General features: G+C 41.4%; 11 protein-coding genes. 10 read left to right on the forward strand and 1 reads right to left on the reverse strand.

Annotated features, from left to right (window positions below; all coding sequences use genetic code 11):
- The first annotated feature begins 85 nt into the window (after window positions 1-85).
- The 8 genes from H8Z79_RS12335 to H8Z79_RS16950 all read left to right on the forward strand — a co-directional run bounded on the left by H8Z79_RS12335 (window position 86) and on the right by H8Z79_RS16950 (window position 8,650).
- Window positions 86-1,057 (forward strand): substrate-binding domain-containing protein, encoded by a 972-nt coding sequence (locus tag H8Z79_RS12335; protein ID WP_118040336.1) that lies wholly within the window; start codon window positions 86-88, stop codon window positions 1,055-1,057.
- 97 nt (window positions 1,058-1,154) lie between these two features.
- Window positions 1,155-2,669 carry a sugar ABC transporter ATP-binding protein gene (locus H8Z79_RS12340; RefSeq protein ID WP_118040338.1) on the forward strand — a complete coding sequence of 505 codons (1,515 nt, stop codon included), beginning with the start codon at window positions 1,155-1,157 and terminating at the stop codon, window positions 2,667-2,669.
- A complete protein-coding gene (locus H8Z79_RS12345; protein WP_118040340.1) occupies window positions 2,653-3,663 on the forward strand; it encodes an ABC transporter permease in 1,011 nt (336 codons plus the stop codon). The genes H8Z79_RS12340 and H8Z79_RS12345 overlap by 17 nt, the downstream gene beginning before the upstream one ends.
- Window positions 3,664-3,688: 25 nt before the next feature.
- On the forward strand, window positions 3,689-5,221 hold the full coding sequence (locus H8Z79_RS12350) for an FGGY-family carbohydrate kinase (protein WP_118040342.1): 1,533 nt from the start codon (window positions 3,689-3,691) through the stop codon (window positions 5,219-5,221).
- A gap of 6 nt (window positions 5,222-5,227) precedes the next feature.
- On the forward strand, window positions 5,228-5,881 hold the full coding sequence (locus H8Z79_RS12355; RefSeq protein ID WP_015541336.1) for a class II aldolase/adducin family protein: 654 nt from the start codon (window positions 5,228-5,230) through the stop codon (window positions 5,879-5,881).
- A 107-nt stretch (window positions 5,882-5,988) separates the two neighbouring features.
- The gene (locus H8Z79_RS12360) at window positions 5,989-6,777 is read left to right on the forward strand and encodes a DeoR/GlpR family DNA-binding transcription regulator (RefSeq protein ID WP_015541337.1); all 789 of its coding nucleotides are present in this window, start codon (window positions 5,989-5,991) and stop codon (window positions 6,775-6,777) included.
- A gap of 133 nt (window positions 6,778-6,910) precedes the next feature.
- A complete protein-coding gene (locus H8Z79_RS12365) occupies window positions 6,911-7,786 on the forward strand; it encodes an aldose 1-epimerase family protein (protein WP_118040344.1) in 876 nt (291 codons plus the stop codon).
- A 27-nt stretch (window positions 7,787-7,813) separates the two neighbouring features.
- On the forward strand, window positions 7,814-8,650 hold the full coding sequence (locus H8Z79_RS16950; protein ID WP_225876986.1) for an Ig-like domain-containing protein: 837 nt from the start codon (window positions 7,814-7,816) through the stop codon (window positions 8,648-8,650).
- 96 nt (window positions 8,651-8,746) lie between these two features.
- On the opposite strand, the gene H8Z79_RS12375 is transcribed toward H8Z79_RS16950, so the two are convergent.
- Window positions 8,747-9,976, reverse strand: coding sequence for a dicarboxylate/amino acid:cation symporter (locus tag H8Z79_RS12375; RefSeq protein ID WP_118040346.1), 1,230 nt, complete (start codon window positions 9,974-9,976; stop codon window positions 8,747-8,749).
- Window positions 9,977-10,255: 279 nt separating this feature from the next.
- Between H8Z79_RS12375 and H8Z79_RS12380 the strand changes: the two genes are divergently transcribed.
- The gene (locus tag H8Z79_RS12380; RefSeq protein WP_118040348.1) at window positions 10,256-10,879 is read left to right on the forward strand and encodes a hypothetical protein; all 624 of its coding nucleotides are present in this window, start codon (window positions 10,256-10,258) and stop codon (window positions 10,877-10,879) included.
- Window positions 10,880-10,932: 53 nt separating this feature from the next.
- Complete coding sequence (gene larB, locus H8Z79_RS12385) at window positions 10,933-11,694, forward strand: nickel pincer cofactor biosynthesis protein LarB (protein ID WP_072523256.1); 762 nt, start codon at window positions 10,933-10,935, stop codon at window positions 11,692-11,694.
- Window positions 11,695-11,707 lie beyond the last annotated feature (13 nt).

An 11,707-nucleotide genomic window follows, 5' to 3' on the forward strand; every position in this document is an offset into this window, starting at 1 on the left:
GCATTCCGAAAATGAAAGAAAACAAAAACAAAACATAAAACGAAACTATATGAAAAGAAGGTATTTAAAAAACGGGAGGGAATTTATGAAAAAAGCGACAGCTATTATTATGACAGCAGCTTTAACAGTTGGTTCATGTATGATGAGTACAGGGATTAATGTTTATGCAGCAGATGATCTTAATTTTGTAATCATTCCAAAGTGTGTTCATGAATGGTTTGATGCAGTAAATCAGGGGGCGCAGTCACAGGCAGATACACTCAGTGAACAGCTGGGAAAGAATGTGAATGTCGACTACAGAGCACCATCAACGGCAGATGTTACAGAGCAAAATACAATCCTTGAACAGGCGGCAGCTACAAAACCGGATGGTATTGCAATTGACCCGGTTGATTATGAGGGAAGTAAGTCTGTAATTGAAGAAGTTCAGGCAATGGGAATTCCGGTAATGCTGTTTGATGCGGTTGTTGAAGATTCTGGACTTTCATCAGTTGGAAATGATTTTAAACAGCAGGCAGAAATGGAAGCTGAAAAATTAGTAGAACTTCTGGATGGAAAAGGAAAAGTAGCTGTTATGCATGGTGTAACAACATCTGCAACACATATTGAGAGATATGAGGGACATATGGAAGTCCTGAAAAAATATCCGGATATTGAGATTATTGACGGTGGTGCTTCCAGTGATGATGTTCAGACTGCCCAGCAGCAGGCGGCGGCAGTAATTGCAGCTAATCCGGATTTGAATGGATATCTCTGTGTAGATGGTGCAGCACCAATCGGTATTTCCGCAGCGATTGAAGAAGCTGGAAAAGCTGGAGAGATTACATTTGTAGGAGCAGAAAATCTGGCACAGATTCTTCAGTATATCAAAGATGGAACAATGGTATGCTCATATTCAACAATGCCTCAGATGCAGGGATCAATGGCAACATTGATGCTCTGGGAAATGTCATGCGGACAGGATATTCCGAACTTTGTGGATACCGGTATCCTTTATATTGACCAGAACAATGTTGATGAATGGATTGAAATTGTTGGTGATGGTTCAGCAGAATAAACGCTGAAAACGAATAAATAGGAAAAATCAATGACGGGCGAGGCATTTATGCCCGTCCGTCAACCTCTTTATAAATAAAAGAAAGGAAAGACAGACTATGAGTGTGCTGGAGGCAAAAAATATTACAAAGATTTTTCCGGGAGTAAAGGCATTGGAAGATGTGAGTGTTTCCTTTCATAAGGGCGAAATTCATTGTATTATGGGAGAAAATGGAGCAGGTAAGAGTACACTGATCAAATGTCTTACAGGTGTGTACGAAGCAGAAAACGGAGAAATCTTTATCAATGACAAGTCCGCATTAAAGGACAGAAGTTTGTTTAAGAGAATTGCATATGTACCGCAGGAAATCAGCTTGTTTCAAAAGATGACGGTTGCAGAGAATCTTTTTATACCATATGACAAAGCAGGGATAAAAGGAAGAATCAATCAGAAAAAATTAGAAGAACAGGCAAGACCGATTTTGGATAAATTTAATATACATGTTGAACCGGGAAAACTGGCAGATGAAATTTCTGTGTCAAGTCAGCAGCTTTTGCAGATTGCTCGTGCAGCAGCGTTCGCAGATTATGATGTACTGATTTTGGATGAGCCAACGACATGTCTGACACAGAAAGATACTGAAAATCTGTTTGATATAATCAGGAAAATAAAAAAAGAAGGAAAAGCGATTATTTTTATTTCGCATAAGTTAGATGAAGTTTTTGAACTGGGAGACTGTATTACTGTTTTCTGCAATGGAAGAAAAGTTTCCACGGCTGAGTTGAAAGACGTAGATGTGCCGTGGGTGGTAGAACAGATGACAGGCAAGCAGCTGGATTATCAGGAGACATTTTGCTCAGAAAAAGTAAGCGAGGAGATGATTCTTGACGTAAAACATCTTACGGGAGCGATGTTTCATGATGTAAGTTTTTCTTTGAAAAAGGGTGAAATATTAGGATTTTCCGGACTGGTCGGAGCCGGAAGAAGCGAACTGATGCAGGCAATATTTGGATATCTTCCAATCTATAGCGGTGAAATCGTATGTCAGGGGAAGGTATGGAAGACGGGAGATACACATTATTCTGTAACAAATGGAATGTTCTATCTGCCGGAGGAGAGACGCAGCCAGGGAATTCTGCCGGACATGAGTGTAAAAGAAAATATTTCAATTAATACACTCGACACAGTCAGTAGCTGGTGTGGTATTTCCAAAAGAAAAGAGACTGCCAAAGCAGAAGAAATCATAAAGGCATATAACGTAAAGACTTCCAATCTGAATAAAGAAATAAAATTTCTGAGCGGAGGTAATCAGCAAAAAGTAATTATAGGAAGATCAACTTGTACTGAACCTAAAATACTGATTTTTGATGAGCCGACAAAAGGAATTGATATCGGAGCAAAGACAGAGGTGTACAGACTGATGAAAAAACTGGCGGAAAACGGGATTGCGATTATATTAATTTCTTCCGAAATGGACGAAATAAAGAAATGTGCCAATCGTATTATATGTATGTATCACGGAGAGGTGACGGGAGAAAGCGATTACGGTTCGGAAAAAGAGGAGATTTTAAAGGCAATTCTGGGAATCAAAACCAGTAGTGAGGAGGGAAAGACTGATGAGCAGAGAGCATGAAAATAAACAGAATACATCAGTGGCAGATATCTTAAAAAAACTGAGCAGGAACAGTGTGGCTTTGATAGGAAGCGTACTGATTTTGATGATGATCATAGCAACTATATTTTCACCACATTTTCTGACGATATTTAATCTTCAGTCACTGATGCGTGATATTGCATTTATTGGTATGGTTGCGGTGGCCCAGTCCCTGCTTCTGCTGATCGGAGAACTTGATCTTTCAGTAGGAAAGATTGCAACATTATCAGGTGTACTGGGCGGTATTTTGATGACAAGCATGAAAGTAAATCCATTTTTGGCTTTTGCAATAGGACTTTTGTCCGGAATTTTATTTGGTGTGATCAACGGACTTCTGGTGACAAAACTCCGCCTGAATTCTATGGTCACAACAATAGGAATGCAGTCACTGTATGGAGGAATCACGTTAGTTATAACAAAAGGAAAAGCAGTTACAAATATACCGGATGCGATTTTTTTCCTTGGAAAAGGCAATATTGGTGTATTTCCAATTCCGTTTATCTTTGCTATAGTTGTTCTTATAGTCATAGTATATTTTGTTACAAAGACGAAGACAGGAAGATACATTTATGCAATCGGAAACAGCAGAGAAGCAAGTAAGATCATGGGAATTCGTGTAGATGCTGTAAGAGTTCTTATATATGGAATTGTAGGATTTATTTCAGCTTTGGCAGGAATGCTTTACGTTGCAAGATTGGGCTCTGCGCAGGCAGCAATCGGAAATAACTGGCCGATGAATTCTATTGCATCCAGTGTAATTGGAGGAGTTTCTCTGACTGGTGGTGTGGGAAGTCCTGTAGGAGCAATCATTGGTTCCGCAATTATCTGTGTGATTTCGAATGTCATAGTATTGTTTGGGGTTAATGTATACTGGCAGGAAGCAGTCAGCGGATTTGTTGTAGTAATTGCAATCGCACTTCCATCTCTGCTTACGATTATACGGGAGTGCAGTGTGGCAAAAGCGAAGGCATGATCTGATTCAACACGGGGGTGACTATATGGAGAAGTATTTTATTGGAATTGATTCCGGTACATCCGGAATCAAAGCGGTACTGTTTGATCTGAAGGGAAATGAAATCGGACAAAAATCCTTTCCGTTAAAAGGTATATTTCCACGGGAAGACATGTACGAAGAAGACATGCTGGAAATCTGGGACAAAGCAGTGAAATGTGTAAAAGCTGTTACTGAGGCGTTTCCGGACAAAGAGATTGTGGGAATCGGTATCACTGCACAGGGCGACGGGCTGTGGATGGTTGATGAAAATATGGAGCCGGTGAGAAACGGATGCTGTTTCTGCGACGGAAGAGCAGCAAAAATCGTAGACAGATGGGTCGAAGACGGTACTTGTGACAAGCTGTTTGAAATTACTGGAACACGTATTTTTACCGGAAATCAGAATGGAATCGTAAAATGGATGGAAGAGCATGAACCGGAGAATCTGGATAAGAGCAGATGGCTTTTGCACTTAAAAGATTATCTTTTCTACAGATTTACAGGAAAAGTAACAACAGATGCAACTGATCAGTCACTGATCTTCCTTGATCAGAATAAAAGAGATTATCTTGATGAAACATTCAAGATCTGTGGGATCGAGAAATACAAAGATAAATACCCTCCGGTACTTTCCGCAAAAGAAAATGCATTTCCGGTACAGAAAGAACTGGCAAAAGAATTAGGACTGGGAGAAAATGTTATTGTAACATCAGGACCGATGGATGTCAGTGCATGTGCACTTGGAAGTGGTGTAGTCGAAAATGGTCATTGCTGTTCAATTATCGGCACAGCGGCACTTCATGAGATGGTAATCGGCAAACCTCTGCAGGACAATATTAAAGCCGGAATGACCGTCTGCCATGTAATGGAAAACAGATGGCTGAGACTTATGGCTTCTCTTGCAGGTACACCGAATCTGGAATGGATGCTTGATAATTTTGGTGGAACGCTGAAACAGCAGGCAGCCGAAAAGAATATGAATATCTATGATTATATGGAAGAACTGATCGAGACAGTTCCGATTGGTTCCAGAGGAGTTATGTATCATCCGTACCTTCTTGCAGGAGGTGAGCGTGCACCGTTTACTGATTCCAGAGCAAGAGCAAGCTATACAGGAATCAGTGTGCGTCATACAATCGCTGATATTGTCCGCGCGACTTACGAAGGGGTTGCTTTTGCAATGCTTGACTGTTATCAGCATATGCCACAGGAGATCAAACAGGTGACGTTATGCGGCGGCGGAGCAAAGAGCCCGGGATGGAGCCAGATGTTTGCAGATATCCTCGGCAGCGAAATCGTCACAATTAAAGGAAACGAACTGGGAGCAAAAGGTGTTATTTTAAATAATGCAGTTGTCCAGGGATATTATAAGGATTACAAAGAAGCTGTTGATGCGACTGTTGAGATCAAAAAGGTTTATGAGCCAGATATGAAGAAACATGAAGAATATATGAAATTCTATCCGCTCTATAAGAAAACCTATGAACAGTTAAAGGAGACATGGAAACTCAGGAGTTCTCTTGTCGGAGAGGAGTGATGAAAGATGCTCTATGAAGAAGAGAGAAAAGATATCATTCGGATCTGCCTTGAAATGCAGGAGAAAAAATATTTCCTTGGTACATGGGGAAATGTAAGTATCCGTGTTGGAAACCATATTATTCTGACACCCAGTCGTATCGGGTACAATGATATGACACCGGAGAGCCTGGTAGTCATTGATCTGGAAGGAAATATTGTGGAGGGAACCAACCGCCCCACTTCTGAGAAAGAAGTACACAGACAGATTTATCTGAGAAGAGAAGATGCAGGAATGATCATTCATGCACATACAAAGAAAGCGATGGCGGTTTCTGTCCGTAAGATCAGAGAAGTGCCGTGTCTGGTAGAAGAAATGTCACAGCTGATTGGCGGAGGAATCCCAATCACTCCACAATACGTTCCGGCAGAGCAGCATTTCCAGCTGGGAACAGCAGCAGCAGAAAATATTGGAAACAGAAATGGAGTAATCCTTCGAAATCATGGCCCGGTGGCAGTCGGTCGAAACACGGAAGAAGCAGTTCTGATGGTTGAGGTGATCGAAAAAGCATGTGAAATCTTTCTGGATCAGGGACAGATGTTTTATGCACCAATTCCACAGTGCTATATAGATTCAGAACGTTATCGATACTTATATAAGTATGGAAATGAAAATACCTGACATTTTGGCAGGAATAAGAAAAAAGAAGTCTTTGAAATGAGTGGAAAAGAGGGTATAATGGAATAAATTGGTTTTGGTTAAATATTGAAAAAGAAAGAATTTAAAGTATGAAACGAACGGACAGATTAACAGAAATAAAGAAAATGGTTGCCAAACAGGGCAGAATCGAATTAACAGAGCTGAGCCAGCTGTTTGGGGTATCTGTTGTTACGATACGTAAGGACGTTGAAATTCTGCAGGAACGTAACAGTGTGAGAAGGGTCCATGGGGCAGTAGTCACACCGGAGGAACCGGAATTGCAGGAAGAAGAAAAAGACAGCATTATGGGAATTCCACTTGTGAATGTTGCACTGAAGGAAAAAATCGGTAAAATTGCCGCGTCCAGAGTAAATGGCTCAGGTTGGATCTTTATAGGTCAGGGAACAACATGTTATTATGTAGCAAAAGAACTTGCAAAACTTGAAACTGTAAATGTGCTGACAAATAATCTCATGGCAGCGCAGGCACTGGCCAAAAATAAAAGGGCGAACGTCGTAGTGACGGGAGGAAACATGATCAACAGCCATTTGTATGTAGCCGGTGAAATGTTTATGCGAAACCTTGATAATTTGTATATTTCAACAGCATTTTTAGGTGTTGGAGGAGCAGATATGCATGCCGGCTACACGGTGAATTATTCAACGGAGCTGACTGTGTTTGAGACAATACAGAAACTGACAGATAATCTTATAATTGTTGTGGATTCCACCAAATTTGACCGGACAACATTTTTGTCTCTGGGAAAACTGGAATATGCAGATATGGTGATCACGGACGATGCCATACCGGAAAAATACGAAAAATATTACAGAGAAAATGGTGTGACGGTTTTGAAACCAATGGACATTACCCGGTGAACAGACTCTTCGGAGTCTGTTCCTTTTTTGTTGCATCCGAAGAAAACTGCCAGTGGCAGGTTTTGCAGGTGGCTTTCTCAGAAAAATTCTGTTATAATAAATGCATAATAATCATATGGAGGCTTTTTGTACTATGCATACAATTGAAAACGAAGAACTCCGTGTAATGATTAGTAATCACGGGGCAGAATTGTCAGGCATTTTTGACAAGAGAAATAATCGTGAGGTTCTCTGGAATGCAGATCCGAAATACTGGAAACGCCACGCACCGGTACTTTTTCCGAATGTCGGACGTCTTTATGAGGATACATGCCTGATCGGAGGAGAGACTTACACATCCGGACAGCATGGATTTGCCCGTGATATGGAATTTGTCTGTGTTGAAGAAACAGAAACATCTGTGACACACTTACTGGAAGCAACAGATGCAACGAAGAAAGCATGGCCGTATGAATTTCAGCTTTACATCACACATACATTAAACGGACGTGATCTGACTGTGACATGGAAGATTGTGAACAAAGATCAGGAGACCATGTATTTTACGATCGGTGCACATCCGGCATTTAATGTTCCGGTTCTTCCTGACACGGTGCAGAGCCAGTATCATCTGACATTTAGTGGACAGAAAGAACTTACCTATTGCTTGCTGCACCCGGAATATGCGACGGCAATGCCGGATCAGCCGCATACACTTTCTCTGGAAAACGGCACCTGTCTGATCGATGAGCATATGTTTGATGAAGGTGCACTGATTTTTGATGACAGACAGATTACAAAAGCCGGAATCGCTTTACCGGACGGTACTCCGTATGTGGAGATTTCCTGTGAAGGATTTCCGAACTTTGGTATCTGGTCTGCAATCGGAGCTCCGTTTGTATGTCTTGAGCCATGGATGGGACGTTGTGATAACACCGGTTATGATAAAGAACTGTCTCAGAAACCGAATATTAATACACTGAAACCGAAAGAAGTATTTGACAGATCCTATGTGATTTCTGTTAAATAAACAAAAAGTATATGAGGAGATAGGAAAATGAAAAGAAAATGGAAACAGATTTTGTGTGGAACTCTGGTGGGACTTCTGGTGGCTACAGCAGCTCCGGCAGCTTTTTCGGGAAATGGATATGTGACAGAAGTTGAGGCAGCATCAAAGAAAGCAAAGCCAAAACTGAATAAAACTAAAATCAGTGTAAAAACAGGCAAGACATACACACTGAAGGTAAATGGCACAACACGGACGCCGAAATGGAAATCCAGCAACAAAAAAGTTGCTACGGTCAGCAAGACAGGCAAAGTTACTGCAAAGAAGGCTGGAACAGCGAAGATTACGGCAACGATCGGTAAAACCAGACTGACCTGTACCGTTAATGTAAAAAAGGCATCCACAGGTTCTTCAAAATATACAAAGAATTATACGAAGGTAAAGAAGTATCTGAATAAGAAAGGCAAGGTCGACAGTGACGGAACAAGATATATTGAGAAGAAAATTGACGCACATACGACTGCAATTCTGGGATATGATCCAAAAACAAATAAACTGGATATAGGGCTGGCGATCATTGATAAAAAAGCAGATGTTTCATCAGCAGTAGATGTCCTTGTAAACTGTTCAAAATCAGCTACAGCAGAAGCGATATCTGCAATCTTCGGGGATGGAAATGAAACTTATGCAACTGCAAAGTTCAATGCAAACAGCTATACAGGAAAGAAAGATGTAACTTTCCGTAAGCTCAGTGGAAGTAAGGCTCCGAAGAGCATTCAGAAAGCTTCTAATGCGACACTCCAGGCAGCGATTGCAGGTGCAAATTACATTTTAAGTTCAAAACTGCATATGACAGTAAAAGACCTCGGCTTTACAGCTTACCAATAAGAACCGCAAGTAAATAAAACAAAAGAAAAGCCGGAGCATTATCAAAATTGTATTGATAACGTTCCGGCTTTTTTGTACTGCAAAGCAGATATGTAATTATTTGTTTTCGTCGATTTTCAGACGACCTTTTAATGCGACACAGCATGCAAGGTCTCCGATAACATTGACGCAGGTTGCACCCATATCACAGAGCGTATTGATACTGATGTAAACGCCCATAACACCGGCAGGAAGTCCAGCCATAGTTGCGAGTGCTGCGAAAGATGCGATTGCACCTCCAGGTACACCTGGCGTTCCGACAGAGAGGAGTACGTTTGCAAGAAGTACGATTACCATCATGGAGACGCTGACGTTGATTCCGCATGCGTTGGCAAAGAACATGATCATAAAGGACATCAGGATGGATACGGCATCCATGTTTACGGTAGCACCAAGTGGAATAGCGATACTGGTGATTTTGTTGGAAACGCCCATACCTTCTTCCATACACTGTTTACTGATCGGAATCGTAGCAGAACTGGAACATGTTCCGAAAGCATTCAGGGCAGCCGGCATAATGGTTTTGAAAAACTTGACAGGGCTTTCTTTACCGATTACTTTTACAGCAAGTCCGTACACTACAAATGCAAAGATGAAGAATGCAAGATAGAGGATGATCAGCTGAGTTGCCAGTGAGATGATCGTCTCGGTACCGTTTGCTTCGACAACAGGAACGATCGTACAGAAAACACCGATTGGTGTAAAGTACATGATTGTGCTGATGATTTTTAAGCATACTTCGTTGAGTGAATCAATTACATTCAGAAGTGCTTTTCCCTTGTCACCGACAGAAATCAGAGTGAATCCGATGATTACTGCAAAAACAAGAACCTGAAGCATATTTCCCTGTGCAAAAGCACTTACTGGATTGGATGGGATCAGATTTTTGACTGTTTCCAGAATATTGCTCATGTCCGTAGCTGCAATATCGGAAGTAGCCATCTCGAAGGAAACACCCTCACCGAGATGAATCAGTCGCGGAATGATCAGTCCGGCAAGACTTGCAAGTGCTGTTGTGCAAAGGAAAAATACCATAGCGGCACCGGTGATCTTTCCGGTTGTGCGGATATTTCCGATGCTGCAGATTCCCATAACAACGGAACAAAATACAAGTGGAAAAATCATCATGTTCAGGGCATTCATGTAAATGCCACCAAGAAGACTGGTTACGGTCAGAACCGGGGTAAAGCGGTCTGCCAGAAATAGTCCGGTCAGGATACCAAGAAGCAGGCCGATGAAAATCGCACCGGTGATGTGCTTCTGATACCATGCATAGAATTTCTTCATTTTATCTCCTCCTCAAAAAGTGGTATGCTTCGGCAATAATCCCCAAATACATACAAATATAACAAAAATTATAGCATGCGTGTATATTTAGTGTCAAGAAAACCAACAGTATTCTATTATAGAAGAAATACCTGTCAACATAAAATATCTGGGGGAGTTTTACGCTATCGTTTGAGTAGATTTTGTTTTATTTTCTGATAAAATATGGTATAGTAACAAAGATGAATTGCATCAGAAAGATGCAGAATACTTGAGAGAAGAATATTGGGGGAATAGACGGTGGAACAGACCGTATTACATAAAAAAGAACTGGAATATTTTTTTGTAGAGGAATCCTATGGAGGTAATCAGGATCTTTTTCCGGATGTGACTATGCGTGATGGAGGATGCGGTGCGATTGCAGCTTGTGAGAGCTGTATTTATTTTGCAAGAACAAATGATATGAGAAATCTTTATCCACATCCGATTCAGGAGATAAGCTGGAATGAGTATCATGATTTTGCTTACATTATGAAACATTATCTCTGTCCGAGACCAAATGGAATTGATACGCTGGAACTCTTTATGGAAGGCTTTGGGGAATACCTGAAAGATGTGAAGGACACACGGCTTCAGATGGAAGGATTTCACGGGACACATACATATGAGGAAGCTGTGCAGGCAGTAAAAACACAGATTGATGCAGCCTGTCCGATCCCATATCTGATGTTGAAGCATAAGAATGAAAAAGGAGCACTGGAGGATTATATCTGGCACTGGTTTATTCTGGCAGGATATGAGATAACAGAGGATGACCTTCTGGTAAAGGCAGTTTCCTATGGAGAGTACAAATGGTTCTCTTTAAGTGAGATGTGGGATACCGGATATGACAAAAAAGGCGGAATGATCTTGTATCATATATAGAACAGTCGGGAGGATGTGTGTAGCATGCTCCCTTGCTTTTAGGAGGTACAGAGTTGGAAACCAGAGAAATACTGACAAGATTTAAGAATGGGGAGCTTTCTATCGAGGAAGCAGAACATTATTTTCGTAAAGAACCGTTTGAAGTGATGGATGATTATGCAAAGCTGGATTCACACAGAGAAATCAGAAATGGATTTCCGGAAGTGATCTTCTGCAGTGGAAAAGCTGATCAGCATTTTGTCCATATCTTTAAGAAGTTGTATGAGGATAATGGTGAAGTGTTTGGAACGAGAGCATCGAGACATCAGTATGAACTTGTGAAAGACCTTTTGCCGGATGTGGAATATGATGAACTGTCTCACATTATCAAGATAGAGAAGAAAGAAAAGGAGCATATCGGTAAGATTGCGGTATGTACAGCAGGAACTGCCGATATTGCAGTGGCAGAGGAAGCGGCTCAGACGGCAGAATATTTCGGCTCACATGTAGACAGAGTCTTTGATGTCGGAGTCAGTGGCATACACAGACTGTTTTCCAGACTGGAAGTGATTCAGGATGCCAACTGTGTGATCGCAGTTGCAGGTATGGAAGGTGCGCTTGCGAGTGTGCTTGGCGGACTTGTAGATAAACCGGTGATCGCGGTGCCGACTTCAGTGGGATATGGTGCAAGTATGAACGGACTGTCTGCACTTCTGACGATGATCAATTCCTGCGCAAACGGAATTGCGGTGGTAAATATTGATAACGGATATGGTGCCGGATATATTGCGACGCAGATTAACCGTCTGGCAGCAAGAGAATATAACATAAAATAAAACGGGATGGGAA

This window comes from Blautia intestinalis (assembly GCF_014297355.1).
Taxonomy (GTDB): Bacteria; Bacillota; Clostridia; order Lachnospirales; family Lachnospiraceae; genus Blautia_A; species Blautia_A intestinalis.